The sequence below is a fragment of the Pseudomonas sp. MPB03 genome, assembly GCF_046605385.1.
Taxonomy (GTDB): Bacteria; Pseudomonadota; Gammaproteobacteria; order Pseudomonadales; family Pseudomonadaceae; genus Aquipseudomonas; species Aquipseudomonas zanjanensis.
The window spans coordinates 140,041-165,098 of sequence record NZ_CP176770.1; the positions used below are offsets into that span (position 1 = coordinate 140,041).

At 61.1% G+C, this 25,058-nt stretch carries 23 protein-coding genes; 12 read left to right on the plus strand and 11 right to left on the minus strand.

Annotated elements, in window-relative coordinates; all coding sequences use genetic code 11:
- Positions 1–204: 204 nt before the first annotated feature.
- The 3 genes from uvrD to ACLH0I_RS00540 all read left to right on the plus strand — a co-directional run bounded on the left by uvrD (position 205) and on the right by ACLH0I_RS00540 (position 4,116).
- Positions 205–2,388, plus strand: a complete 2,184-nt coding sequence (uvrD, locus tag ACLH0I_RS00530) for a DNA helicase II (RefSeq protein ID WP_411385997.1) — start codon at positions 205–207, stop codon at positions 2,386–2,388.
- 304 nt (positions 2,389–2,692) lie between these two features.
- On the plus strand, positions 2,693–3,568 hold the full coding sequence (locus tag ACLH0I_RS00535; RefSeq protein ID WP_411385998.1) for a Tim44 domain-containing protein: 876 nt from the start codon (positions 2,693–2,695) through the stop codon (positions 3,566–3,568).
- A 140-nt stretch (positions 3,569–3,708) separates the two neighbouring features.
- Positions 3,709–4,116 carry an SMI1/KNR4 family protein gene (locus ACLH0I_RS00540; RefSeq protein ID WP_003187120.1) on the plus strand — a complete coding sequence of 136 codons (408 nt, stop codon included), beginning with the start codon at positions 3,709–3,711 and terminating at the stop codon, positions 4,114–4,116.
- Between the two features lie 13 nt (positions 4,117–4,129).
- On the opposite strand, the gene ACLH0I_RS00545 is transcribed toward ACLH0I_RS00540, so the two are convergent.
- Complete coding sequence (locus ACLH0I_RS00545; RefSeq protein WP_186728409.1) at positions 4,130–5,893, minus strand: cation:proton antiporter; 1,764 nt, start codon at positions 5,891–5,893, stop codon at positions 4,130–4,132.
- A 277-nt stretch (positions 5,894–6,170) separates the two neighbouring features.
- On the opposite strand from ACLH0I_RS00545, the gene ACLH0I_RS00550 reads away from it, so the two are divergent.
- A complete protein-coding gene (locus tag ACLH0I_RS00550; protein ID WP_041023987.1) occupies positions 6,171–6,656 on the plus strand; it encodes an acyl-CoA thioesterase in 486 nt (161 codons plus the stop codon).
- A 135-nt stretch (positions 6,657–6,791) separates the two neighbouring features.
- Here ACLH0I_RS00550 and pdxY read toward each other — a convergent pair whose 3' ends face one another.
- On the minus strand, positions 6,792–7,664 hold the full coding sequence (gene pdxY, locus ACLH0I_RS00555; RefSeq protein WP_250965394.1) for a pyridoxal kinase PdxY: 873 nt from the start codon (positions 7,662–7,664) through the stop codon (positions 6,792–6,794).
- A gap of 119 nt (positions 7,665–7,783) precedes the next feature.
- Here pdxY and ACLH0I_RS00560 point away from each other — a divergent pair, with 119 nt between their 5' ends.
- On the plus strand, positions 7,784–8,206 hold the full coding sequence (locus ACLH0I_RS00560; RefSeq protein ID WP_250965395.1) for a DUF3301 domain-containing protein: 423 nt from the start codon (positions 7,784–7,786) through the stop codon (positions 8,204–8,206).
- A gap of 12 nt (positions 8,207–8,218) precedes the next feature.
- On the opposite strand, the gene ACLH0I_RS00565 is transcribed toward ACLH0I_RS00560, so the two are convergent.
- The gene (locus tag ACLH0I_RS00565; RefSeq protein ID WP_250965396.1) at positions 8,219–9,184 is read right to left on the minus strand and encodes a CobW family GTP-binding protein; all 966 of its coding nucleotides are present in this window, start codon (positions 9,182–9,184) and stop codon (positions 8,219–8,221) included.
- 27 nt (positions 9,185–9,211) lie between these two features.
- Between ACLH0I_RS00565 and ACLH0I_RS00570 the strand changes: the two genes are divergently transcribed.
- Positions 9,212–9,565 (plus strand): NADH:ubiquinone oxidoreductase, encoded by a 354-nt coding sequence (locus ACLH0I_RS00570; RefSeq protein ID WP_411385999.1) that lies wholly within the window; start codon positions 9,212–9,214, stop codon positions 9,563–9,565.
- Here the strand turns inward: ACLH0I_RS00570 and ACLH0I_RS00575 are convergent.
- On the minus strand, positions 9,562–10,212 hold the full coding sequence (locus ACLH0I_RS00575) for a DUF1826 domain-containing protein (RefSeq protein WP_411386000.1): 651 nt from the start codon (positions 10,210–10,212) through the stop codon (positions 9,562–9,564). The two genes, ACLH0I_RS00570 and ACLH0I_RS00575, sit on opposite strands and share 4 nt — an antisense overlap.
- Positions 10,212–11,420, minus strand: coding sequence for a zinc metallochaperone GTPase ZigA (gene zigA / locus ACLH0I_RS00580; RefSeq protein WP_411386001.1), 1,209 nt, complete (start codon positions 11,418–11,420; stop codon positions 10,212–10,214). Before zigA ends, ACLH0I_RS00575 begins: the two co-directional genes overlap by 1 nt.
- Positions 11,421–11,563: 143 nt before the next feature.
- On the opposite strand from zigA, the gene ACLH0I_RS00585 reads away from it, so the two are divergent.
- The 5 genes from ACLH0I_RS00585 (at position 11,564) to ACLH0I_RS00605 (ending at position 15,388) form a co-directional block, all read left to right on the plus strand.
- Positions 11,564–11,956, plus strand: coding sequence for a glutamine synthetase (locus ACLH0I_RS00585; RefSeq protein ID WP_411386002.1), 393 nt, complete (start codon positions 11,564–11,566; stop codon positions 11,954–11,956).
- Positions 11,957–12,073: 117 nt separating this feature from the next.
- Positions 12,074–12,970 carry a GTP cyclohydrolase FolE2 gene (folE2, locus tag ACLH0I_RS00590; RefSeq protein WP_411386003.1) on the plus strand — a complete coding sequence of 299 codons (897 nt, stop codon included), beginning with the start codon at positions 12,074–12,076 and terminating at the stop codon, positions 12,968–12,970.
- Positions 12,967–13,635, plus strand: coding sequence for a metal ABC transporter ATP-binding protein (locus ACLH0I_RS00595; RefSeq protein WP_411386004.1), 669 nt, complete (start codon positions 12,967–12,969; stop codon positions 13,633–13,635). The genes folE2 and ACLH0I_RS00595 overlap by 4 nt, the downstream gene beginning before the upstream one ends.
- Positions 13,635–14,501 carry a metal ABC transporter permease gene (locus ACLH0I_RS00600; protein WP_411386005.1) on the plus strand — a complete coding sequence of 289 codons (867 nt, stop codon included), beginning with the start codon at positions 13,635–13,637 and terminating at the stop codon, positions 14,499–14,501. Before ACLH0I_RS00595 ends, ACLH0I_RS00600 begins: the two co-directional genes overlap by 1 nt.
- Before the next feature lie 11 nt (positions 14,502–14,512).
- The gene (locus ACLH0I_RS00605) at positions 14,513–15,388 is read left to right on the plus strand and encodes a metal ABC transporter substrate-binding protein (protein WP_250965402.1); all 876 of its coding nucleotides are present in this window, start codon (positions 14,513–14,515) and stop codon (positions 15,386–15,388) included.
- 93 nt (positions 15,389–15,481) lie between these two features.
- On the opposite strand, the gene ACLH0I_RS00610 is transcribed toward ACLH0I_RS00605, so the two are convergent.
- Positions 15,482–16,003, minus strand: a complete 522-nt coding sequence (locus tag ACLH0I_RS00610) for a DUF3617 domain-containing protein (RefSeq protein WP_411386006.1) — start codon at positions 16,001–16,003, stop codon at positions 15,482–15,484.
- A 141-nt stretch (positions 16,004–16,144) separates the two neighbouring features.
- On the opposite strand from ACLH0I_RS00610, the gene cls reads away from it, so the two are divergent.
- The gene (cls, locus tag ACLH0I_RS00615) at positions 16,145–17,584 is read left to right on the plus strand and encodes a cardiolipin synthase (protein ID WP_250965404.1); all 1,440 of its coding nucleotides are present in this window, start codon (positions 16,145–16,147) and stop codon (positions 17,582–17,584) included.
- Here the strand turns inward: cls and cfaB are convergent.
- From cfaB to ACLH0I_RS00640, 5 genes are all read right to left on the minus strand, one after another.
- The gene (cfaB, locus tag ACLH0I_RS00620; protein ID WP_411386007.1) at positions 17,581–18,768 is read right to left on the minus strand and encodes a C17 cyclopropane fatty acid synthase CfaB; all 1,188 of its coding nucleotides are present in this window, start codon (positions 18,766–18,768) and stop codon (positions 17,581–17,583) included. The genes cls and cfaB overlap by 4 nt on opposite strands.
- 183 nt (positions 18,769–18,951) lie before the next feature.
- Positions 18,952–20,871: a heavy metal translocating P-type ATPase gene (locus ACLH0I_RS00625; RefSeq protein ID WP_411386008.1), complete on the minus strand. Its 1,920-nt coding sequence runs from the start codon at positions 20,869–20,871 to the stop codon at positions 18,952–18,954.
- Entirely contained in the window at positions 20,868–21,920 is a 1,053-nt protein-coding gene (gene hflK, locus ACLH0I_RS00630) for a protease modulator HflK (protein WP_411386009.1), read from the minus strand. Before hflK ends, ACLH0I_RS00625 begins: the two co-directional genes overlap by 4 nt.
- A complete protein-coding gene (gene hflC, locus ACLH0I_RS00635; protein WP_411386010.1) occupies positions 21,917–22,957 on the minus strand; it encodes a protease modulator HflC in 1,041 nt (346 codons plus the stop codon). The genes hflK and hflC overlap by 4 nt, the downstream gene beginning before the upstream one ends.
- The gene (locus tag ACLH0I_RS00640) at positions 22,954–24,915 is read right to left on the minus strand and encodes an SPFH domain-containing protein (RefSeq protein WP_411386011.1); all 1,962 of its coding nucleotides are present in this window, start codon (positions 24,913–24,915) and stop codon (positions 22,954–22,956) included. Before ACLH0I_RS00640 ends, hflC begins: the two co-directional genes overlap by 4 nt.
- Positions 24,916–25,058 lie beyond the last annotated feature (143 nt).

A 25,058-nucleotide genomic window follows, 5' to 3' on the forward strand; every position in this document is an offset into this window, starting at 1 on the left:
CATACACAAGCCATGGGCCATCCCACACTGCCCCAGCTCATAAAAACATTGAAAAAAGTCGCTATTCCATTGGATGGCGCCCCTCCCGAGCGAGTCCCGCCAACGCCTGTAGCCCGTGACTCGCCGGTCATCACCAAACGGTCTTTTATCGGCCGATGCAAAGCTCGGTTTGCCCGGGGTGACGCTGCACCCTAGAATGCTCCGATGCGCGATGATCTCTCCCTTCTGCTGAACTCCCTCAACGATGCCCAACGCCAGGCCGTAGCCGCCTCCGTGGGTCGTCAGTTGGTCCTGGCCGGTGCCGGCTCCGGTAAAACCCGAGTGCTGGTGCACCGTATCGCCTGGTTGATCCAGGTCGAGAACGCCTCGCCCCATTCGATCCTGTCGGTGACGTTCACCAACAAGGCCGCGGCCGAGATGCGCCATCGCATCGAACAACTGATGGGCATCAACCCCGCCGGCATGTGGGTCGGCACCTTCCACGGCCTGGCGCACCGCTTGTTGCGGGCGCATTGGCAGGAGGCCGGGCTGAGCCAGACCTTCCAGATCCTGGACAGCGACGACCAGCAACGCCTGGTCAAGCGGGTGATCCGCGAGCTTGGCCTGGACGAACAACGCTGGCCGGCCCGCCAGGCCCAATGGTTCATCAACGGCCAGAAAGACGAAGGCCTGCGCCCGCAGCATATCCAGGCCAGCGGCGACCTGTTCCTGGCGACCATGCGCAGCATCTACGAAGCCTACGAGGCGGCGTGCCAGCGTGCCGGGGTAATCGACTTTTCCGAGCTGCTGCTGCGGGCCCTGGACCTGTGGCGCGACCACCCGGGCCTGCTGGCTCACTACCAAAAGCGCTTCCGGCATGTACTGGTGGACGAGTTCCAGGACACCAACGCCGTGCAATACGCCTGGTTGCGCTTGCTCGCCAAGGGCGGCGACAGCCTGATGGTGGTGGGTGACGACGATCAGTCGATCTACGGCTGGCGCGGCGCCAAGATCGAGAACATTCACCAGTACTCGGCGGACTTTCCCGACGCCGAAGTCATCCGCCTGGAACAGAACTACCGCTCCACCGCCGGCATCCTCAAAGCCGCCAACGCCCTGATCGCCAACAACACCGGGCGCCTGGGCAAAGAGTTGTGGACTGATGGCGGCGAAGGCGAAGCGATCAACCTCTATGCCGCCTTCAACGAACACGATGAAGCCCGCTACGTGGTGGAAACCATCGAGAGTGCGCTGAAAACCGGCCTGGCCCGTAGCGACATTGCCATCCTGTACCGTTCCAACGCCCAGTCGCGAGTGCTGGAAGAGGCCTTGCTGCGCGAACGGATCCCTTACCGCATCTATGGTGGCCAGCGCTTCTTCGAACGTGCGGAAATCAAGAACGCCATGGCCTACCTGCGCCTGATCGAAGGTCGGGGCAACGACGCGGCCCTGGAGCGGGTCATCAACGTGCCGACGCGGGGCATTGGCGAGAAAACCGTCGAGGCGATTCGCGATCACGCGCGCCACAGCCATGTGTCCATGTGGGAATCCATGCGCCAGCTGGTCACCAACAAAGGCGTGACCGGTCGCGCCGCCGGCGCCCTGAAGGCCTTCATGGACCTGATCGAAGACCTGGCCGCCAAGTGCGGGGAAATGCCTCTGCACTTGATGACCCAGACCGTCATCGAACAGTCCGGCCTGATCGCCTACCACGAAGCGGAAAAAGGCGAGAAAGGCCAGGCCCGGGTGGAAAACCTTGAGGAACTGGTCAGCGCCGCGCGCAACTTCGAGAACACCGAAGAAGACGAAGACCTCTCGCCGCTGTCGGCCTTCCTCGGTCACGCCTCCCTGGAGGCCGGCGACACCCAGGCCGACGAACATGAAGACAGCATCCAGTTGATGACCCTGCACAGCGCCAAGGGCCTGGAATTCCCTTATGTGTTCCTCGTGGGCATGGAAGAAGGCCTGTTCCCCCACAAGATGAGCCTGGAAGAACCGGGACGCCTGGAAGAGGAGCGGCGCCTGGCCTATGTCGGTATCACCCGCGCCATGCAGAACCTGGTCATGACCTATGCCGAAACCCGACGCTTGTATGGCAGCGAGACCTACAACAAAGTGTCGCGCTTCGTACGTGAAGTGCCGAAGGGCTTGATCCAGGAAGTGCGGCTGTCCAACAGTGTCAGCCGGCCGTTCGGCGGCGGCCAGCAACAAAGCACCAGCAGCTTGTTTGGCGGCAGCGATATCCCGGAAACCGGCTTCAGCCTCGGCCAGACCGTGCGGCATTCGGTATTCGGCGACGGCGTTATCCTCAACTTCGAAGGCGCCGGCGCCCAGGCCCGGGTGCAGGTGAATTTCAGCGAAGGCAGCAAGTGGCTGATGCTGGGATATGCCAAGCTCGAAGCGATCTAAAGGCCTTGCAGGAACTCTGTGGAAGCGAGCTTGCTCGCGATAGCGGTGGATCAGTCACTATTGTTGCTGACTGACACACCGCTATCGCGAGCAAGCTCGCTCCCACAGGTTGTTCTGGGGACGCCAAACATTTCCGATAGAACTTGTTCCCCTTTCCTACAGCCCAAAGCGAACAAGCTTTCTTGCGCAGCTGAAGCTGAACCTCACCTGTCACGCAAAAGCCCGAAACACTCTGCTGCTAGCCAGCAACAGTTCTGCTGTGCAACATGGCGCGCGTGCTATCCACAAATGGGAATGCCTTTATATGAAACGTTTTCTTAGCATCGCCATGGCGTTGTGCATCGGCCTGACGATGGCCATCGACGCCAATGCCGCCAAGCGCTTTGGCGGTGGTAAAAGCTCGGGAGCAGCCCCGACTCACCAGACCAGCCAGATGGCGCCGTCTTCTGCCGCCGGCTCTACCGCTGCCACCGCAGGCGCGGCCGGTGCCGCGGGCGCTGCCACCAAGGCCAGCGGCGCGTCGCGCTGGCTCGGCCCCCTGGCCGGCATCGCTGCCGGTGGCCTGCTCGCCTCCATGTTCATGGGTGACGGCTTCCAGGGCATGCAGATCTTCGACATCCTGATCATGGCGGTCATCGCCTTCCTGGTCTTCCGCTTCATTGCCGCTCGTCGTCGCAAGCAGCAGGAGCAACTCGCTCCAGCTGGCCACGCGCCGATGCAGCGTGAAGTGTTCAACCAGCAGCCTGCCAGCGGTTCGATCTTCGGTGGTTCGGCAGCGCCTGTGGCCGCTCGTCCGGTGATCAATGCGCCGGCCTGGTTCAACGAAGGCCGCTTCATCGAAGCCGCGCGCAACCACTTCATGGCCCTGCAGCAACATTGGGACGCGAACGAGATGGACAAGATCTCCGAGTTCGTCACCCCGCAATTGCTGGAATTCCTCAAGCGCGAGCGGGCCGAGCTGGGTGACGGCTTCCAGTCCACCTACATCGACAACCTCCAGGTGCAACTGGATGGTGTCGACGATCGCGCCGACAAGACCATCGCCACCCTGACCTTCAGCGGTCTGTCGAAGGATTCTCGCTTCGACAAGGGCGAAGCGTTCAGCGAAAGCTGGAACATGGAACGTGCCCAGGGCGATGACCAGCCTTGGCTGGTGGCCGGTATCCGCCAGAACGGTTGAACCTTTACCGGTTTTGCATGTTGAAATAAAAGAACCCCGGCTCAGGCCGGGGTTTTCTATTTCGCGGTTGCATCTATAGCGAGCTACTGTATAAACCGCTCCATATAAAACCGCGCCATCGAGAAAGAGGATCCCCGGACGTGGAAGAAATCATCGAACAATTGCGTGAAGCCAACGAGCCCGTACCGGTCCCGCTGGAATTGCCCGACGAAGACTTGCTGGTAGAGATCGAAGAGCAGCTGTTCATCGATATCCCGTTCGTCTTCAGGGAGTTTTTGCTGACCGTCAGCGACGTCGTCTACGGCAGCCTGGAACCGGTAACCGTCACCGATCCACAGTCCCACACCTACCTGCCGGATGTGGCCGCCAATGCCTGGGATGCCGGTGTCGACCGCAGCCTGATCCCGATCTGCCAGGACGGCGATGATTATTACTGCGTCGAAGAGGACGGCACGGTGGTGTTGTGGCAAGCCGAGGAAGAACTGATCGCCGAGGAAACCTGGGAATCGGTCTGGCACTGGGCCCGGGACGTCTGGCTGGAAAGCTGAGCCCCGCCGCCGGTCAATGGCCGGACGACTCCTTGTGGTTGTCCAGGGTTTCAAGCAAGGCCACCTGCATCCGCGTATGCAAGCGGATGAACCAGCGCCAGAGCAGTGCCGCCACGGCAGTCGCCACCACGGCAATCAGCACAAGCAACTTGTTGGTCGGCAGGATGCTGGCCGACAAGGCTGCCAATAGCAGAAAAATCACCAGCAGCGAGAGAATCGGGATCACTTCGGCGATCACCCGGCGCACGCGCTGGGTGTGGCGGCCAGCCATCTCCGGCTTCACGCCCATCTCCGCCAGCAGCATCGACAGCGCCTTGAGCTTGCGGTAAGCGGCAATCAGGAACGGCAGCGACAGCAGTAACGCTCCGCCCCAGATCAATGCTTTTTGCCAGCTCGGATCGCTGATCCAGGCTTGCAGGTAAGCCGACATCCGCTCGGCGAAATATCCCCCCGAGACAAAAATGGCGATGACCAACGCCAGGTTGACGCCTACCTGCAGGAGAATCCGCCGGATCATCGACGCCAGCATCGCGCCTTCGCCGTGGGGCTGGATGCTACGCAGCCATTCGCCATACATCCCCAGCACTCGCGTCAGCCGTTGCGGCATGGCCGTTGCCAACTTGACGGACAGCGGGTCGGCGGCCCGGATCAAGTAAGGCGTCAGCAGTGTGGTCAGCACCGAAACGGCGACCGCTACCGGGTAGAGGAAATCGCTGGTGACCTGCAAGGTCATCCCCAGCGACGCGATGATGAAGGAGAATTCACCGATCTGCGAAAGCCCCATCCCAACGCGCAACGAGGTGCGTCCATCGTTGCCGGCGATAAAGGCACCGAGGCCGCAGGACAACATCTTGCCAAGCACCACGGCGCCCGTAATCACCGCAATCGGCCAGGCGTATTGCAGCAATATCGCCGGATCGAGCATCAGTCCGATGGCGACGAAGAAAATCGCGCTGAACAGATCACGCACCGGCTCCACCAACCGCTCGATCTTCAGCAACTGCCGGGACTCGGCCATGATCGCACCGATCAGGAACGCCCCGAGCACCATGCTGTATTCCAGCTTCACCACCAGCAGGCAGAAGCCGAAACACAGGCCCAGTACGGTAATCAGCAGCATTTCGTTGCTGTCGAACTTCGCCACGTAGGCCAGCAACCTCGGCACCAGCAGAATGCCGATGACCAACGCGACGATCATGAACAGCGACAACTTGCCAACGGTGGAAAACACCTCGCCGGAGCTCACGGTGCCGCTGACGGCAATGCTCGACAGCAAGGCGATGATGCCGATACCGAGGATGTCCTCGACGATCAACACCCCGAAGATCAACTGCGCGAAGCGCTCGTTCTTCATCTTCAGGTCGTTGAGGGCCTTGACGATGATGGTGGTGGAGGAAATGGCCAGGATCGCGCCCAAAAACAGCGAGTCCATGGTGCTCCATTCGAACCAGCGGCCGATTTCATAGCCGATCCAGATCATCAACACGATTTCGAGGAACGCCGCGATGAAGGCCGTGGCGCCGACCTTGAACAGTTTGCGCAGGCTGAATTCCAGCCCCAGGCAAAACATCAGGAAGATCACCCCGAGCTCGGCCAGGGTCTTGATCGTGTCTTCGTCGTGGATAAAACCAAACGGCGGCGTGTGCGGGCCAATGATGAAGCCGGCCACGATATAGCCCAGTACCACCGGTTGTTTGAAACGATGAAAGAGTACGGTTACCAGCCCCGCAGCCATCATGATGATCGCCAGATCCTGGATGAAACTGATGGCATGCATGTCGGGGCTCCCTGTTCAAATGACGCACTGCCGAGCTGGAGAAATCCGTTTCCGCTGTAGGAATTGCCCTCACAAGGGGCTTTTGAAGGGTAACACCGCGACTTCCGACAAAAAGACGGTGCAATATATGGAAACAGATCCATCGGCGCGTGACGGCAAGCACAGGCGCAGCGTCCCGATATCGGTGGTTTTAAAACGGGGTGACCTGTTTGCAGGCCACTCTCCAGCATCCGCAGAGGTGCACTCCCGAATGACTGCCTTGAACCGTGAGTACGTTATGGAACCCGGAAACGCCCAGCTGTCGATGACGGTGTTGATGACCCCCGATATGGCCAATTTCTCTGGCAATGTCCATGGCGGCACCTTGCTCAAATACCTCGATGAAGTCGCCTACGCCTGCGCCAGCCGCTATGCCGGGCGCTACGTGGTGACCCTGTCGGTTGACCAGGTGATCTTCCGCGAGCCGATTCATGTCGGCGAGCTGGTGACCTTCCTGGCCTCGGTGAACTACACCGGCAACACGTCGATGGAAGTGGGCATCAAAGTCGTGACCGAAAATATTCGCGAACGCTCGGTGCGTCACACCAACAGTTGCTTCTTCACCATGGTTGCGGTGGATGACCAGCGCAAACCCGCTGCCGTGCCGCCCTTGCAGCCGCAAAACAGCGAAGAAAAGCGCCGCTACGAACAAGCCCAGCAACGGCGGCAGATTCGCCAGGAACTGGAGAAGCGCTACCAGGAGATCAAGGCAGACGGGCCTTGATCGGTCAATGAAAAATCAACTGTGCGAGCTTGCTCGCGATGGCGGTGTGTCAGTCAGCATCAGTATTGACTGATCGGCTGCTATCGCGAGCAAGCTCGCTCCCACAGGGGTTTTGCAGCATTTCCACAGGGGCGATCAGAGGCTGATCGGCACCGCCTCGAACCGCACCCGTGGATGGGCGATCCGGTCCTGGGCACGGACCAGTTCAAGTTCATAGCTTGTGCAGGCCTGGGTTTCCAGCAGCACTTCGTGCACCGCAGCGGCGGTGAATTCGAACGCCGCCACCAGGCTGTCCCCCAACAGTATCCGTGCCAGGAACAACCCCGAGGTCAGGTCACCCACACCCACCGGCTGGCGCGGGAACGCCAACAGTGGACGGCGCAGGTGCCAACTGCCCTCGGCGGTCACCAACAGCATTTCGAAGCTGTCATCGGGTTTGCCGGGGTAGGCCAAGTGCTTGACCAGCACCGCTTTCGGCCCACGGGCCAGCAGCGCGCGAGCCATCGCCAGGCAGTCCAGCAACGACTGCGCCTTGCGCCCGGAAAAACTGTCCAGTTCCAGTTGGTTCGGGCACATGAGATCCGCCACGGCAGCGGCTTCTTCCAAGAGAAATTTGCTCACCTCGGGCGCCACGATACAGCCCTTCTCTGGATGCCCCATGACCGGGTCACACAGGTACAGCGCCTTTGGATTGGCCGCCTTGATCCGCGCCACGCCCGTCAGAATCGCCCGCCCCTGGGCCGCGCTGCCCAGGTAACCGGATAACACCGCATCGCAATGCCCCAGCTCACCGATGGCGGCGATGCCTTCTACCAATGCGGGTATTTGCTCGGGCGCCAGCACCTCGCCGGTCCATTGGCCGTACTGGGTGTGATTGGAAAATTGCACGGTATTGAGCGGCCAGACGTTCACGCCGACCCGCTGCATCGGAAACACTGCGGCGCTATTGCCGGCGTGCCCGAACACCACGTGGGACTGAATGGCAAGCAGATGAGGCGTACGTTTCATGCGGGAAGTTTCCGTAAAACGATTGAAATTCAAGCCGCGCAGTATGCGACTAAACGCAGCCTGTACGACAGACCGGCGAGACAGTTAAGCTGACAGCAACTTGTCGGAGCACTTCGTTCATGCTGACCCTTGGAAACATTTTCGTGCTGATGCTGCTGGCTAGCGGCGGCGCCTGGCTGTGGCACAACCATGGCTTGCGCGAACGGGCGTTGGCGAGGGTCATGCAGCATTGCGCCAACCTCAAGATCGAGCTGCTGGACGGCAACGTGGCGCTGAAAAAAATCGGCTTCGTAAAGGACGCCAATGGTCGACGACGCCTGGCTCGCGTCTACACCTTCGAGTTCACCGTCACCGGCGAAAGCCGCCATTCGGGCACCATCACTCAGTTCGGTGCCCACAGCGCCCACATAGAACTGGCGCCCTACCCGATGCCGTTCGAAGAAACACCACCAACCCCTATTGAACCGGTCCAGACCAGGCCCAGGGCCGAAGTCATCGAGTTGAGCCAGTGGCGCCAGGAACACAACAAGTGGAAGCCTTGAAACAGGGTTGATTCAGGCACACCGGCAGTTCGCCAGTCCGGCTTGCAGGTGATCGACGTCTTGCGGCTGATCGAAAATCAGCTCGATCCGGGAATCCTGGCGCCATTCGCTGGCCTGCCAGCCCAGCGCCGTCCCTTCCAACGCATTGGCTGAAACCCAACCGTCGAGGCTGTGGATAACCATCTTGGCCCGTTTCCAGTCCTGGCCCTGTAGCCATCGTGTCAGCGCCGCTGCATCGAGTCGTTGGCTTGGGTGCCAGCGCCAACCGATACTCCAGCCACCCTCCTGTTGCTGATGCAGGCAGATTGGCTGAGTTGGGTCGGACCAGATGGCCGGTATCTGCCCCAAGCGCTTGGGCAGGGTCAAGTTATCCACAGCCCCGTGGCCCAGCGCCATCAGGCCTGGCAATCGCTCGATCGGTAATGCCGCGTGTTGCGTCCAGTACAACGCCCGCCCTGGCAGTTGCGCCGTCAACCGTTCGCGGTCGGCTTGGGTGAGGGTGTTGGATTTGTTCAGCACCAGCAGTCCGGCATCCGCCAAGGCTTGTTGCTGTGCATCGGGCAAGGGCTTGCCGTCCAACATCGCCCGGGCATCCAACACCAGCACACAGGGTTGCACCGCCAGCACGCCGAGCCATGGCGCCTCGCTCAACTGCCGCATCAACTGCGCCGGATGACCCAGGCCCGAAGGTTCGATGAACAGCCGATCGGGCCTGGCCTTGCGCAGCAAACGCCCAAGACCGATCTGAAACGGCGCGCCGTTGACGCAGCACAAGCAGCCGCCGGCCACTTCGCCCAGTGCGATACCATCGCCAGCCTGGGTCAGCAGCGCGGCATCCAGGCCGATCTGGCCAAACTCATTGATCAGTACCGCCCAGCGCTCATTGGCCGGGCGTTGGGCCAGCAAATGCTTGATCAGGCTGGTCTTGCCAGCGCCCAAGGGACCGGCGATGACATGGGTGGGAATGTGCTGCAACATAATCGACGACTTTCGATGGAGGTGAAGATGCGAATGATCGGTTGGTTGTTACTGGCACTGACTTCGAACCAGGCATTGGCCCAGGCTTGCGTGGTCCACAGCCAGGCGGAACGACTGGATGTGAAAGTCTGCCAGCAGAACCGCAACATCCCGCAGAAGCTGTTTGCCGACGGTTTCTGCCAGCCAAACCTTGCCGGTCAGAAAGTCGAGGTGCAATACGTCGATCAATGTCCTGGCGGCGCGTTCGGCGTGTGCAGCAACGCCCAGGTCGCCAATATGCCTTACCGCCAGGATATTCACTATTACGGCGTGGCGACCGATGCCGCTTACCTGCAGCCATTTTGCGAAGGGCAAAGCCAGGGAACCTGGTTCAAGCCTTAAACCAGCCAATCCAGGGTGAGAATCAGGCGACGCTCTCCCGGCGCGGGCTCCGGCGAGCGATGGATCAGGCCAAACCCCTCATTACCGTGCCATTTCTCGCCTTTAAGCAAGCCGACATCACCGCAACCAAACTGCTGGATCACGCGCGGATCAACCGGCCCGGCTTCAGGCTGTGCCAGGCGCCGGCGGTCCATGGCTTCCTCCTTGAGCCACTGGCTGCCGACACCCGCATAGGTAGTCAGCAACCGCACCGGCACGTGGTCGACATGGAAGCGCGGGCACATGGCCTTATCCAAGGTGCGTAGACGCAAACCGACACGTTGGGCGCCCAGCAGGCAGGCAAACGCACTGACGAGCCAGGAAACATCGGCGATAAAGCCTTCATAGCCTTGCAGGTCGCTGAAACCCGCAGCCAGGCCGTGCAGCGCCGGCTGGGTGTCTTCCTCTGGCAAGTCGAGCACACGGGATTCGGCCAGTGGCTGGTCCATCGCCAGCACCATGGCGGCAAAATCGCCGATGTGTGCAGGAAGCTGCCGCTGCCAGACCGCCAGGTTGGTGCCGTCCTGCAGGATCTTCGTGAAGATGCCTGGCGTGTCGCCTTGGACCTGCCGGATCTGCATCATTCTTTTCAGAGTCGGCGCCAGCATCACGCTGCGACCTCTTCATGCCATGGGCCGAACGGATCGGGCAACAGCCGCCAGCTTTCGGCGCCGAGGGCCATCTCCGCATCGGTGAGCAGGCAATCGTCCAGCTCAGCGGTCAGTTGGGCAAAATCGATGTCCTGGCCAATGAAGACCAGTTCCTGGCGACAATCGCCCGTGGTGGCCAGCCAGTTCTTCATGATTGTCGCCGTGCTCTCTTCATCCTGCGGCCATTGATTCTTCGGCACGAACCGCCACCAGCGCCCGGCGAAACCATGCCGCATCAAGCCTCCCGCCTGGGACCAACTGCCCGCCTCCTCAGGCTTGCTGGCCAGCCAGAAAAAACCCTTGGAGCGCAGGAGCTTGCCGTTGGGCCACGGACGGTCGATGAAGCTGAAGAACCGTTGGGGATGGAACGGCCGGCGGGCACGGTAGGCAGTCGAGGCGATGCCATATTCCTCGGTTTCTGGCACATGCTCACCACGCAGTTCCTGTAGCCAGCCGGGCGCCTGGGCGGCGCGTTCAAAATCAAAAAGCCCCGTGTCGAGAATTCGGCCCAGGGGCACCTGCCCCATGACCATGGGAATAATCTGTGCCTGGGCGTTGAGGCGCCGCAGAATCGCGCTCAACTCTTCCCGCTCGTGTTGGCTGATTAAGTCGATTTTGCTGATCAGAATGACGTCGGCAAACTCGATCTGTTCGATCAGCAAATCGGTGATCGAGCGCTCATCCTCGTCTCCCAAGGTTTCGCCCCTTGAGGCCAGGCTTTCGGCAGCTTGGTAATCCAACAGGAAGTTCACCCCATCAACCACCGTGACCATGGTGTCGAGTCGCGCCACGTCGGCCAGGCTTCGGCCTTCTTCATCACGAAACGTGAAAGTTTCCGCCACGGGCAACGGCTCGGAGATTCCCGTGGATTCGATCAACAGGTAATCGAAACGCCCTTCCCTGGCGAGCTGCCCGACTTCTTCAAGCAAGTCCTCACGCAGCGTGCAGCAGATGCAGCCGTTGCTCATCTCGACCAATTTCTCTTCGGAACGACTCAGGGTGACATCTCGCTGGACTTCGCTGCCATCGATGTTGATTTCGCTCATATCGTTGACGATTACGGCGACCCGCAAATTGTCGCGATTACGCAGGACGTGGTTGAGCAGCGTGCTTTTACCGGCACCGAGAAATCCGGAAAGCACGGTTACGGGTAGGCGATTGGGCATCGGTATATCCTCATCGGGCGGCCGCTTCGACGACGGCTCGTTTCCAGGGTTTGGCTGGGTTCAGGGCCTGGTTCTTTTTATGTTATAGTATAACAACACTATTCAACCAGCCCCGCCGGCTCTCATTGGCCCGAGATCAATCCATGCGCAACCATCTGAAATTTGTTTTGGCGGGTCCGCTTTTGCTATGGGCGCTGAGTGCGGCGGCCCAAAGTCCACTATTGGCGAACTGCACCCGAAGCGCGAATTTGCTGACCTGTGTGGATGGCCAAGGCAATGCCTACAGCGTCGCAACGGCGGGAAATACGATTTATTTACGCGGTTTTGAAGCCGTCAGTCGCCGCTATTGGGCGCAAACGAACAGTCGCTACGGCCAGCTCACGTTCTTTACCGGCTTGGCCTCGGATGGAGAGAGTTGGGTTGGCTACAGTCGGCGTGTGGGCTGGACCACGCTCAATCGCTTTTCAAGTTCGGGCGGGAGCGTCGGCGCATTTACATGCGGTCGCATGAAAGGTTGCGAGGACTTATCGCGCTGATGTTTCACGTGGAACGTGAACGTTTAGGAAGATGAAACTCCTTTCATGGAAAAAGGCTTCTTTAATTTTACTGTTATAATATAACATCTAATTTTGAACCTTCGATGGGCCTTAACCATGAATGCGTTAACGCTGCCCGACGTGGCTGCGCAGGTTTCACGTCAAACCCTGCCCCTTGATTGGGTGGGTATGTGCGGCATCTCCACACCGGTGTTGATTGACGGTCAGCGTCTAAGTGCAACGGCCGACGCCGGCGTCAGCCTTGATGACGGTGAAGCGCGCGGTATCCACATGTCACGTTTATACCTGGCGCTAGGGTTGCTTGAGGAAAGGCCACTTTCACCATCGCTAATGCGCCAAATCCTGAAGCAATTTCTCGACAGTCATGAAGGTTTGTCCGTTGCGGCTTCGCTCAGCGTGCACACCGATCTGCTGCTCAAGCGTCCGGCGTTAATCAGCCCGTTGATGGGCTGGAAAGGCTATCCGGTGAGCGTTGAAGCTCGCTTGAAAAACACAATGTTCCACGTGGAACTGAAAATCCAGATTCCCTATTCCTCGACTTGCCCATGCTCGGCAGCCCTTTCCCGGCAGTTGATTCAGCAGCAATTCGTCGACGACTTCGCCAACAAAAAACTCGAGCACGCTGAAATCCTGGCTTGGTTGGGTTCATCGAAGGGCATCGTCGCCACCCCACATAGCCAGCGCAGCACCGCAACCCTGACCCTGCGCCTGGACGCCGATGTTGAGGAATTGCCTCTACAGTCGTTCATCGACGAAGCCGAAGCAGCGCTCGGCACCGCTGTGCAGACCGCCGTCAAACGCGCCGATGAACAAGCATTCGCTTTGGCCAACGGCCAGAACCTGATGTTCTGCGAAGACGCTGCGCGGCGACTGAGCACGGCCCTGGCCCGGTCCCCCGGGATCACTGCCCTGGAGGTACGCGTCGTTCATGCCGAAAGCCTCCATGCCCATGACGCCGTGGCTCAAAGCCGCTGGACCCGAGACCCATCATGATCAACTGCCAAGCACTGCGCTGGGGCATTTCCGGCCAACCGCTCACGCCGCCGCTCGCCATGGAGCGGCCGGAAGGCAGCCTCACAGCCATCATCGGTGCCAACGGCTCGGGCAAAAGCAGTTTGCTGAAAGTGCTCGCAGGCCTGCAAAAACCGCTCTCCGGCAAGGTCACCCTGAATGTTCCACGACGTGGTGGCGTTTCATTCATGCCACAGCAGCAACATCTGGATCGGCAATTTCCCATCAGCTTGCAAGAACTGGTGGCCGCCGGCTCCTGGGGCAATCGGCACACGCCTGCGATGCGAAGACAGTTGCTGCAAACCGTACTCAAGGATTGGGCACTGAGCGGCCTTGAACATCGTCCATTGATGGCGTTGTCCGGGGGCGAGTTGCAACGCGCCCTGCTCGCTCGCCTGAGCCTGGCCGAAGCGCCCTTGCTGTTGCTCGACGAACCCCATGCCGCCCTCGACGAACAAGGCCAGGCGCTACTGTGGAAACACATTCAACGCTGGCATGCCGCGGGGAGAACGATCGTGGTGGTGTGTCATGATTTGGCGGCGGTACGCCAACATGTCCCCCATACGCTGCTGATCAAAAACACTGGCTGCGTGCTGGGCCGCAGTATCGACTTGATTGCCCAACAACCCCAAACGTGGGTGGCTTGATGCTCACAGCCACGCATTTCTGGCAACCCTTCCTGGAGTTTGTCTTCATGCGTCGGGCCTTGCTGGGCGGCCTGGTGTTGGCGTGCAGCACGGCGCCGTTGGGTGTGTTCCTGATTCTTCGGCGCATGAGCTTGATCGGTGACGCGGTGGCTCACGGCATCCTGCCTGGTGCTGCCTTGGGCTTCTGGTTTGCCGGACTAAGCCTGCCAGCGTTGACCATCGGCGGCCTGGGCGCGGGCTTGAGCATGGCCGGACTCGCCGCCTGGATTACCCGCCGCACCGGCCTGCGAGAGGACGCCAGCCTCGCGGCGATTTATCCCATTTCCTTGGCCGCGGGTGTGCTGATCCTTGGCATGGCGGGCAAACGCCTGGACTTGCTTCACCTGCTGTTCGGCTCGGCCTTGGCGGTGGACGGCCCGACGCTCAACGGCATGCTGTGGGTTTCCGGCGCCAGCCTGGTGGCGATGGCGTTGATCTATCGACCGTTGCTGCTCGATACACTGGACCCGCTGTTCCTGCAAACCGTGAGTCGTCTCGGCCCGTTGGCCCATGGCGTGTTCCTGACCTTGGTGGTGCTGAACCTGGTGATCGGCTTCCAGGCCATCGGCGCACTGATGGTGGTCGGCCTGATGATGCTGCCGGCCGCCGCGTCGCGATTCTGGAGCCGTCGCCTGCCGCTGCTGATGCTCATCGCCGGACTGCTCGGTTGCCTCTCAGTCTGGCTTGGCCTGTTGCTGTCCTTCTATTACTCACTGCCCAGCGGGCCGTCCATCGTTCTGGTGGCAGGCGTGTTGTATCTGTTGTCGGTGGTATTCGGTCCGGTGCACGGTTTGCTGCGCCGCCCGCCTTTGCTCACATCCCAATGAGGTGTCTCCCGATGCGCGTTCTGCTCGTGCTACTCAGTCTGATGCTGTCCATGTCCCTGTCCGCCGCCGAAAAACTCCAGGTCGTGACCAGCTTCAGCATCCTCGCCGACATGACCCGGCAGGTCGGCGGTGAGCATATTCAAATCACCAACATGGTCGGGCCGGACGCCGATGCACACACCTACGAACCCACGCCAGACGACGCCAAGGCATTGCTCAAGGCAAAACTGATCATCAAGAATGGCTTGGGCTTCGAGCCGTGGCTGGACCGCCTGGTGACCAGCACCGAAACCAGCGCCCCGGTGATCAGCGCCAGCCGCGGCGTTATCCCGCGGTCGTTGGATGAGGATGGCGAGACCATTCCCGATCCGCACGCGTGGCACAACCTGGCGAACGCCGAGCTGTACGTCAGCAACATCACCAAGGCATTGGAAGCGGCCGACCCGGCCAACAAAGCCGATTACGAACGCAACAGCCAGGCGTACCTGAAGAAGATCTACGCCCTGCTCGCCGAAGCCAAGGCCAAGCTCGGCGCATTGCCTGCCGGTAATCGCAAGATCGTGACGTCCCATGATGCATTCGGTTACCTGGGCCAGGCCTATGGCATCGAGTTCATGGCGCCCCAGGGTTTGTCCACCGAGCGTGAACCCTCGGCGGCAGAAGTCGCGGCGTTGATTACCCAGATTCGTCAGGCGAAGGTCAAAGCGGTGTTCATGGAAAACATCAAGGACGCCCGCCTGCTCAAGCAGATCGCCGACGAGAGCGGCGCCCACATCGGCGGCACGCTGTACTCCGATGCACTCGCCGCCAGCGGACCGGCCAGTACGTTCACTGGCCTGTTCGAGTACAACCTCAATACGTTGTATGGAGCGCTGAGTCGGCCGTGATCAGGTTGTGTAATGGGTGGGGAGCATGGGGGCTGCTGCGCAGCCCAGCGGGAGCAAGCTCCCTCGCCACAGGGTTGCTGTCGCCTGAAATGGTCAAGCCCTCGGCTTGACCGTTCCGCAATCCTGCCCCAGCCACACCGCGCGCGTGTCGAGGCTGCCGTTCTGCTGGATGCCGGTGGCGTTAAAGGTGCCGTTAACCTTGGTGGTGAATTCACGATCGCTCTGGAACGTAGCGACCCCATTCCCCTTGGCTTTCGGGCAACTGAAGCGAAACTTCCACTGATTGCCGGTGCGCTCGGTGATCTCCTGTTTACAACCCGATTGCGGGTCTTGCAGCGGAATATCATTGGTCTGCACCTGCGCCGGGGTCAGGCACACGCGAATGCCTTGACCGCCCATGGTGATCCCCTGCTTTTCCAGCATCGCCCGTTGCTCCGGGGTCATCTGGGTTTGCAACTGGCCGAGGATCAGTTGCAGGTCCGGCAGGTTCTGGTTATCGACCTTCATGTTGCTAGTGGTCAATTCCCACAAACCCGGCTGGAGCATCTGCGCCTGAGCCGCCATCGGAACCGACAAACCCATCGCCAAGGCCACACCCAGCAGACGAACATTCATTGCACAAACTCCAGAGGACAAGTGGCCGTTAGACGCCACCGACAGGCTTCGGTTCAGGGCCAAGACCTGTGAATTAAATAGCGACATTCACCTTGGAACATGGTCTGTTAAGCATTGAAACTTCAGGAGCAAGGCTGCCCCATGGATTATTTCGGCCCGCATGTTTTCGGTTACCTGATCGCGCTGCTCCACACCCTGGGTTCCATCGCCGCTGTCCATGCTGTACTGACGGTGCGCACCGCCCAAGGCTCGATTGCCTGGGCCCTGTCGCTGACCTTCATTCCCTACCTGACGTTGATTCCTTATCTGGTGTTCGGCCGCAGCACCTTCGATGGCTACATCAAGGCGCGCCGGCAAGCCAACGAGGAAATGCGCAAGGCGATCTCCGAGCTGAACTGGCGACCGTGGGTCGAAGAAGCCCTGACCGCTCGCGCCTCCCAGGCCTACGCTTCATTGCGGGCCATGCCGAAACTGGGGCGCGCACCGTGCCTGGCGAATAACCAGGTGCGGTTACTCGTCAACGGCCATGCCACGTTCGAAGCGATTTTTCAGGCCATTGAGCAGGCACGACAGGCCGTGCTGATTCAGTTTTTCATCATCCATGACGACCGCCTCGGTCAACGCCTGCAAACACTGCTCTTGAAAAAAGCCGCCGAAGGCGTGGCGGTATACCTACTCTACGACCGTATCGGCAGCCACTCCCTGCCCCACCGTTATGTGCAAGCCTTGCGCGACGGCGGCGTCCATGTAAAAGCGTTCGCCACCCGCAGTGGCTGGCTCAATCGGTTCCAGGTCAACTTTCGCAACCATCGCAAGATCGTCGTTGTGGACGGCGTGCTGGGGTTCGTCGGCGGGCACAACGTCGGTGACGAATACCTGGGCGAAAAACCACCCTTGGCGCCGTGGCGCGACACCCACATCCAAGTGCGCGGGCCGGTGGTGGCAAGCATGCAGGAGTCGTTCGCCGAAGACTGGTTCTGGGCGGCCCGTTCGCTGCCTCCATTGATCCTGCCAGACAGCTACCCAGACGACGGCGTACTGTGCCAGTTGCTAGCCAGCGGCCCGGCCGATGACTATGAAACCTGCTCGTTGTTTTTTGTCGAGGCCATTCACGCCGCCAGCGAACGCGTGTGGATCACTACGCCATACTTCATCCCCGATGAAGCCGTGTTCGCCGCCTTACGCCTGGCGGTACTACGCGGCGTGGATGTGCGCATCCTGCTGCCCTCGCGGCCCGATCACAAGATCGTCTACGCAGCGTCCAGCCTGTATGCATTTGAAGCGGTTCGGGCCGGCGTGCGGGTGTTCCGTTATGCGCCGGGTTTCCTGCACCAGAAAGTGGTGTTGATTGACCGGGAAATCAGCGCCATCGGCAGTGCGAACCTGGACAACCGTTCGTTCCGCTTGAACTTCGAAGTCATGCTGCTCACCGTGGATATTCCGTTCGCCAGCGAGGTCGAGCAGATGCTTGAAGAAGACTTCGCCCAGGCCCAGGAAATCGACAAACAGGAAAGCCGGGAGACCCACCGCCTGCAGAAGATCGGCATGCGGATCGCCCGGCTTATTTCGCCGATTCTTTAAGGGACGTAGAGATCGTCCCGGGTCCAGGGCAACTCGTGACTGCCGTCGGCGTGCGCCTTCACCGCCAGGATCTGGTGCAGATTGATCCAGCCCTTGGCGAACGCGTAGGCGCAGCCGGCCAGGTACAGTCGCCAGATCCGTAACGCCTGCTCCGACACTTCCTTGGACGCCGCCTCAAGGTTGTCCTCCAGGCGTTCACTCCAGTGATCGAGGGTGCGTGCGTAGTGCATGCGCAGGCTTTCCACATCGACAATCTCTAGCCCGGCTTCGCTGATCTGCGCGGAAATCATCGACAGGTGCGGCAACTCACCGTTGGGGAATACGTACTTCTCAATGAACTCGCCAGCGCCGCGACCGACCGGACGCCCGTCGGTGTGCTTGGCGGTGATGCCATGGTTCATCACCAACCCGCCCTCTCGCACGGCGCCGAACAACGTCTTGCAATACTGCTCGAGGTTGGCATGGCCGACATGCTCGAACATGCCGACGCTGACCACTTTGTCGAAGCGGCCGTCCTGGGGCAGGTCGCGGTAATCCAGCAGTTGCAATTCGACCTGACCCTCCAGGCCTTCGGCCTTGACCCGTTCCCGGGCCAGGGCCAACTGCGCCTTGCTCAGGGTGATACCGAAGACCTTGGCACCGAACTCCCGCGCGGCGTATCGCGCCAGACCGCCCCAGCCGCAGCCGACATCCAGCAGGTAATCGCCTGGCTGCAATCGCAGCTTGCGGCACAGATGACGGAATTTGGCCTGCTGGGCTTGTTCGAGGGTTTCGCTGCCCGTCTCGAAGTAAGCGCAGGAATAGACCATGTCACTGTCGAGCCACAGCTGATAGAACGCATTGGAAAGATCGTAGTGGTAGGAGATCGCCTTGGCGTCGGTTTCCTTGTCGTGGACCGAACGTACCGGCTGGTTACCGGCATCATCCGCCACCAATGCCTGGCTCAATTCATCGCAGACCCGAATGACTTCGTGGATCGAACCTTCGAGTTCCAGCTTACCTTCGACAAACGCCGCCCCCAATGCGTCCAGGCTGGGGTGGGTGAATTGCGCGACCATTTGTGGGTCCTTGACCACAATCGTGACGCTGGGATCGGCACCCAATGAAAATTCATGGCCATCCCAGAGCCGCAGCCGAAGCGGGAGATGCAGATTCTGTAAGGCCGGTGGAAGTTGCGCGAGCATGGATAATCCCCCTTGTTTCAGACGTCTGAAATGAGGGTAGACCATGTTAGAAAAATAGCTGGCTATCGAATTTATAGCCTTTTTCTATCGCTGTCCCATAACACTCCCTGTGACGGGTAAGTCCCGCGGCGGTATGCCCTCTCCAACAGCAGACTGCGCGTGGAACGCACAGTTCGCCTGGAGCTATCCAACGGTGCCTTTCGCTTGGACCTTGAGCAATGGCTCATGGAAGCGCAGCAAGCGCCCGGCATTACCCAAGACTAGCAGCGTACTCAAATTGTGCAGCAACGCTGCGATCATTGCCCCCGCCGCGCCAAGCCAACCGAAAGCGGCAAACGCAACGATGGCCAACGTCCAACCCAAGCCAATGATCACGTTGACCTGCAACGTGCGACGGCACTGGCGACTCAACCGCACGCAGGTGCCGAGGCGCCGCAGGTCGCTGCCGATCAACACGATGTCCGCCGACGCCAGGGCGATGTCGGCACCGCCCGCGCCCATGGCCACACCTACCACCCCGGCCTTGAGCGCCAGGGAATCGTTGATGCCATCGCCTACCACCATGGGGCGGAACCCATGGTCGATTTCAGCCATGACCCGTTCAAGTTTGTCTTCCGGCAAGGCCTGGGCTTGCACCTCGCTGATGCCGACGTCCCGGGCCAGGGTCGCAGCCACGCTCTGACGGTCGCCGGTCAACAGCAGCTGGCGGCCCAGACCCAAGTCCCGCAGTTCAGCCATGGCCATCTGCGCCTCCGGCTTGACGCTGTCGGCCAGCAACAGCCAGGCAAGAAATTGCCCGTCCAAGGCCAGCCCGGCAATCGGACCGTCGTGCTCAGGGATCGCCGATGTTTGAATGCCCAGTTGTGTAAACAATTCCGGCCGACCGAGGGCCGCTTCACCCTGTGCGGTCATGGCGACCACACCCAACCCTTGGCGCTCACGGATATCCGACAGCGGCAGGCCGTTTTCCTGTTCCACCAACCCCGCCAATGCACGACTGACCGGATGACTGCTGGCCGAACCCAGGCTGGCGGCCAATGGCAGCAACAACGATGCGTGGGCATCCTGGGCACGTTCGATGGATTGCAGGCGCAGCACGCCGTAGGTCAAGGTGCCGGTCTTATCGACCACCAATGAGGTCAGGTCCGCCAGCTCTTCCAGGAAGGCCGAGCTGCGGATCAGAATCCCGTGGCGCGCCGCCACCGCAATGCCGGCAATGGCCGTGGCTGGCGCCGACAGCACCAACGCGCAAGGACACGCCGCCACCAATACCGCCAACATCGCCTGGGCATCGTTGGTGACGAACCAGGTCACGGCTGCCAGCAACAGCACCAGTACCAAGTAGCTGCCGGCATAGCGCTCCAACAAACGGGTAATGGGTGGCTTGGAACGTTCGGCGTTTTGCATCAGGGCAATGACTTTGCCCAGGGTGGACGCTTCGCCGGTGCGGGTCACTTCCAGGCGCAGCAGGCCGTCCAGATTGATCGCTCCGCCATAGATCTCGGTGCCAACGACTGCCTCCAGCGGCACCGATTCACCGGTGATGGGCGCGGTGTCGAGGCTGGCCTGGCCGGACAATACCCGGCCATCGGCCGGCACTCGGTCGCCGGCGCGCACCTCGACGACATCGCCAGGCTGGAGAGTCGCGTTGTCGACATCAATGATCGAGCCATCGGCCTGCACTTTGCGACCTTGGCTGCGGGTCAATTGGCCAAGGGCATGGATCGCTTCCTGGGAACCAATGACACTGCGCTCTTCCAGCACATGACCGAAGATCATGATGATCGGCAGTAACGCCGCCGTCAGCAGATCGCCAGTGGCCCAGGCGCCGAGCATCGCCAGGGCGATCAGTTGGTCAGTGATCCCGTGCAGGCTTGGGTAACGCAAGCTGTACCAGGCCGAACGCATCACCGGCACGGCCACCAGCAGCGAGGCGACCCCCAACAGCAGTTGGCTGACACCGCTCTGCTCCGGCGACCAGCCGCGCCATGCCAGGCCCAATGCGAGCAAGCCGAGGGCGACCATTGCCAAGGTCAATTGCCGAGCAGCGGTGCGTTGTTCCGCCGAGGACAATATCGGTGCTGCGGGGGTTTGGGCGCTCATTGGCCAGCTCCCTGAATGATCAGACGAGAATCGTCTTTCGGGTCGACCGTGGTCACAGAACCGGCCTGTCGAAGGATGGCAGGCATGCGTTCGCGATACAGGCGCAGCAGCATTTGCGGATCACTGCCTTGGGTCTTCGCCAGGCCGAGCACCGTGGCCGTGTCGGCCGAAGCCTTGGCGAGCCGTTCGCTGGCCTGGGCGTGAGCGACTTGCACGGCACGGTCTGCGTCTTGGCGAGCGGCCTGGGTGAGTTTTTCCGCTTCGGTGCGGGCGTTGGCAACGGCTTTGTCGGCCTGCTGGCTGGCGGTCAGGACCGCGTTGAACGCACTCACCGCCGGTCCCGGCAGACTCGATTGCACATCGACCCGCACCACTTCGATACCCAGCCCCTGCCCCGTCGCCGCCAAATCAGCCAAGCGTCGGTTGATGCCTTGCACCAGATCACCCCGCAAGCGCTCGCGCCGTTCGGCGGCCTGGTTATCGCTGCCCATCAGTTCGGGGCGAGCCACCAGAATAGTGTCGAGGTCCCGGGCCGCCGTCAGCGCCACGGCACTGCGAGTCGTCAGCCGATCCAGTGCCGGCAGGACGTGTTCGTCTTGCAAGACGAAAGCGTAAGGGTCGGTGACTTTGTAAAACACGCGCACATCCAGTTGCACCACGCCGGCATCACCGGTCAATAAATAACCAGAACCGGCCAACGCATCGCTGACCGGCGTGGCGAAACTGGCGACACGATCGGCTTGCAAGGCCGCATCCGAGCGCAGCAGATTTTCCACCCGCCGCTCAAGCACCCGATCCGCGGCAGGCAGCAGGATCACTTGTTCCACGGGACGCGGCCACGCCAGTAAGAGACCGGCATTCTGGACTCGATCCAAGGCGCCAAAGTGCAGGACCACCGCGCGATTCTGCGGATCGATTTGCCGCACATTGGAAAAGACCCAAGCCAACGCCGCCAACACCGTCACGGCGTAAAGCGCCAGGAACGCCAGGCGCCCGGCCTGGATCCACGGACTGGATAACTCGTTTGTTCCACGTGGAACCACACTCATGGTTGTGTTCCACCTTTGCCTTCCACGGAAGCAGGGCCGTCCACTAGCACACGGAATGGCGCGGCATCGGTGCGCAAAATGAGCTTGGTGCCAGGGCCGACGATGGTGCCCAAGGTGTCCAGCGAACGGAGCAAGTTGTAGAGCTGCGGGGAACCAGCGTATGCCCGACCATAAATCTCGGCCGCTTCTACCCGGGACTGCGCTTCGATATCGGCAGCTTTCACCGTCGCATCCGCTTGCATCACGCGGGCATCACGTTCCGCGGCGGAGCGAATCTGCGCCGCTTCCCGCTTGCCGATGGCGGTGCGCTCGGTGGCGATCGTCTCGCGCTCGGCTCGCATGCGATCCACCGTTGCGGTCAGTGTCACAGAGGGCAAGGTCAAGCGCTCGATGCCGACTTGCAACACACGCACGCCGTAAGTAGTGAGCAATTGTTGATCGATCTGCTGACGCAGCTGGGCTTCGAAATCGGCGATGCGCACCTGGCTGGCATCGGTGTTGACCAGGTTCGCCAAGTCGAAACTGGCGGCCGTGGTTTCCAGCGCCGAGCCGACAAACGTGCGGATCTGTCGCGCCGCTTCGTCCGGTTGGTTCTGCACTGCGCGCATGAAACGCTGCACGTTGTCCGGATCACCCTGCACCTGCCAAGCCACATACGCCTGGACGATGATCCGCAGTCCGTCGCGAGTGCCGACGTCCTGCAGGCCGCTGGATGTGGTACGTAATCGCAGGTCCACCGGTATCGCCGCCTCGAACGGCGCCGGCCAGCGCCACCCCAGGCCGGGTTGCAGCAACACCCGGGCCGGATTACCGAAACGGGTGATGACCGTGGCCTCCCCCGAACGCACCTGCACCAGGCTCGCGGCCGCGACGGCGAACGTCACCAGCAACACCGCCCAGCCCATCCGTCGCCAAGGAAACGGACCGGCTTGCTGCGGATCGCCGTGATGGTGGTGATGATGGCCGTGGTGATGACCGCCATGGCCGTGATCGTGACCGGCGTGGTCGTGGTGACCGTGTGAAGAGGACTGGCTCAATGGGCAGCTCCTGGTGAGGCAGGGTTACGCGGCGACGCGGGGTCGGCCGGCAGCGTGAAGGTACGCAAGTCGATGGTCGGCGCGTTGCTGCTGCCGCCCAGGCGATGATCGAGAATCAACAACTGGGCATTGCCGAGGCCCTGGCTCAGTTGGCTCAGATAGTGTTCCAGCATAAAAGCGTGCCCCGCCGTGGCGTAGGCTTTGCGGTCGGCGCTGAAACGCAAATCGGCAGCGTGGGCGGTCGCGTTGATTTCCTGGGCGGTGGCAGTGGCCTGGTCATGGGCGATGCTGGCCTGCAACTGCGCTTGGTTGGTCTGTTCCGCCGCCGCACCACGCTCCCGGGCGATCAATGCTTGGGCGCCGATCTGCGCTGCCTGCACGCCGTGGTAGGCATTGGCTGCACCGGCCGGCGGATGAATCGCCTCCACCACCGTCGCCAGGATTTCCACACCGCTGTCGAGCGACTGCAAATCCGCCTGCACGGCGCGACCAATTTCGTCGGCCAGACTGACACGGTCCGCACCCAGCAAACCATCCAACGTGCGCGAAGCAAATTCATGCACCAGGATGCGGCTAGCGGTGCTGCGGATCAGCGTTGGCACATCGGCGCTGTTGTAGGTCGCCGCCAATGCCGCGGCGTCAGTCAGGCCGATGCGATAGACAAACCGCACGTCCATGTTGACGATCTGGAAGCTCTGTTGGTTGGCACGACGGCTGGCAATGACCTGGGACTTGTCGTTCACATGGCTGGCGTCCCACAACCGATTGGCAATGGCCGGCGCCGGGCCTTCCGCCGGCGCAGCCTCGACCACCGCCCGGTTATCCGCGACGCTGGTCGCCAGTTCATGCACAACACCGTTCTCGACGTTGAGCACCCTGCCCCACGGCCAAGGCAACGCGACGTGCAAACCGGGACCGAATACTTCTACCGGTTTACCGAAACGCTCATAGATGCCCCGCCCTTGCAGCGGCACCTCATGTACGCCCGTCAACAACCAGCCCACCAGCGCCACCAGCGCCAACACCGGCAAAAAAGCCCGGCGCATGTAGCTGAAGGCCCAGATCTGGCGCAGGTCGATGCCAAAACGGTTGTGCAGCTCATGCTGCAAGGCCAGCAACGGTTGCGGCGGCCAGCGCAGCAGATCGGCGATGACGCTGCGCCCCAACAGCGTCGGTTCCAGGCTGTCCCGGCGCGGAATGAATAAGGACAGCACCGCGCGCAGCAACAACTCCGCCGCCACCAGCCCCGGCAATAGCCCCATCAGTACCGCCAGGCGCATCGGCCAGAGCGACGTTTCGGTGGCGAACAGCAAGCACAAGGCGCCGAGCACCAGCACGATGATCGCCACTCGGGTCAGTTGCGCCAGCGCCGGCGCTTCCGGCCATTGCGCCGTGGATTGCTGAGCCAATTGCCGCTCGAATACCAATAACCCGAACGCCAACAACAACGACAGCACCGCCCCCACACTGGCCGAGACCCCGAGGACGGCGGCGGGCAGTTGCAAGTCCCAGGCTTGCTCCAGGCTCAATAATGCCAGCACCGCCCAACCGGCCAGCCACAGCGTAGGCGCACCGATTTGCTTGAGCAGGCCGACCGAGCGTGCGCCGATGCGGTCCAGCAACCGCTCATACCAACCCAGGTTATCAACAGGCACGTTTTCAATCGGCAGGTTATCCACAACCGGCAACAGCGCTTTGCTGCGCCATAACGTTACCCACCAGGCCGATTGCAAGCCTGCCACCAGCACCAGTAGCCCCGCACTTTGGCTGACCAACAAGGCTGGCCATAGCGATTGCGGCGAAAACACCCCGATAAAAAACGCCAGTACCAGGCCCACGCCCGCCACGCTTCCCAAGGCGAAGGCGATCCGTTTCAAGCGGCGCCCTTGGAACGACGCTCGCTGAAAACGCGGCCATTCGGCGACTTGTGCCCCCTCGATAGCTAGATCGACTTGCATACCACCCCAGCTCTTGTGGCGATCAAAATCCGGGCCCGTGGGCAGACGCCACCGACACGCTGTTATAGGTCGTTACCTTATAACGATTGCTGTGAAATTTCCGTTTTGAATTCTTCATGGCAAGGCCCCCGCTGGCCGCTTGA

Bases quoted from the DNA above. Each gene is read 5' to 3' on its own strand.
- uvrD (WP_411385997.1), top strand. From the start codon at position 205: ATGCGCGATGATCTCTCCCTTCTGCTGAACTCCCTCAACGATGCCCAA.
- ACLH0I_RS00535 (WP_411385998.1), top strand. From the start codon at position 2,693: ATGAAACGTTTTCTTAGCATCGCCATGGCGTTGTGCATCGGCCTGACG.
- ACLH0I_RS00545 (WP_186728409.1), bottom strand. From the start codon at position 5,893: ATGCATGCCATCAGTTTCATCCAGGATCTGGCGATCATCATGATGGCT.
- ACLH0I_RS00550 (WP_041023987.1), top strand. From the start codon at position 6,171: ATGGAACCCGGAAACGCCCAGCTGTCGATGACGGTGTTGATGACCCCC.
- pdxY (WP_250965394.1), bottom strand. From the start codon at position 7,664: ATGAAACGTACGCCTCATCTGCTTGCCATTCAGTCCCACGTGGTGTTC.
- ACLH0I_RS00560 (WP_250965395.1), top strand. From the start codon at position 7,784: ATGCTGACCCTTGGAAACATTTTCGTGCTGATGCTGCTGGCTAGCGGC.
- ACLH0I_RS00565 (WP_250965396.1), bottom strand. From the start codon at position 9,184: ATGTTGCAGCACATTCCCACCCATGTCATCGCCGGTCCCTTGGGCGCT.
- ACLH0I_RS00570 (WP_411385999.1), top strand. From the start codon at position 9,212: ATGCGAATGATCGGTTGGTTGTTACTGGCACTGACTTCGAACCAGGCA.
- ACLH0I_RS00575 (WP_411386000.1), bottom strand. From the start codon at position 10,212: ATGCTGGCGCCGACTCTGAAAAGAATGATGCAGATCCGGCAGGTCCAA.
- zigA (WP_411386001.1), bottom strand. From the start codon at position 11,420: ATGCCCAATCGCCTACCCGTAACCGTGCTTTCCGGATTTCTCGGTGCC.
- ACLH0I_RS00585 (WP_411386002.1), top strand. From the start codon at position 11,564: ATGCGCAACCATCTGAAATTTGTTTTGGCGGGTCCGCTTTTGCTATGG.
- folE2 (WP_411386003.1), top strand. From the start codon at position 12,074: ATGAATGCGTTAACGCTGCCCGACGTGGCTGCGCAGGTTTCACGTCAA.
- ACLH0I_RS00595 (WP_411386004.1), top strand. From the start codon at position 12,967: ATGATCAACTGCCAAGCACTGCGCTGGGGCATTTCCGGCCAACCGCTC.
- ACLH0I_RS00600 (WP_411386005.1), top strand. From the start codon at position 13,635: ATGCTCACAGCCACGCATTTCTGGCAACCCTTCCTGGAGTTTGTCTTC.
- ACLH0I_RS00605 (WP_250965402.1), top strand. From the start codon at position 14,513: ATGCGCGTTCTGCTCGTGCTACTCAGTCTGATGCTGTCCATGTCCCTG.
- ACLH0I_RS00610 (WP_411386006.1), bottom strand. From the start codon at position 16,003: ATGAATGTTCGTCTGCTGGGTGTGGCCTTGGCGATGGGTTTGTCGGTT.
- cls (WP_250965404.1), top strand. From the start codon at position 16,145: ATGGATTATTTCGGCCCGCATGTTTTCGGTTACCTGATCGCGCTGCTC.
- cfaB (WP_411386007.1), bottom strand. From the start codon at position 18,768: ATGCTCGCGCAACTTCCACCGGCCTTACAGAATCTGCATCTCCCGCTT.
- ACLH0I_RS00625 (WP_411386008.1), bottom strand. From the start codon at position 20,871: ATGAGCGCCCAAACCCCCGCAGCACCGATATTGTCCTCGGCGGAACAA.
- hflK (WP_411386009.1), bottom strand. From the start codon at position 21,920: ATGAGTGTGGTTCCACGTGGAACAAACGAGTTATCCAGTCCGTGGATC.
- ACLH0I_RS00640 (WP_411386011.1), bottom strand. From the start codon at position 24,915: ATGCAAGTCGATCTAGCTATCGAGGGGGCACAAGTCGCCGAATGGCCG.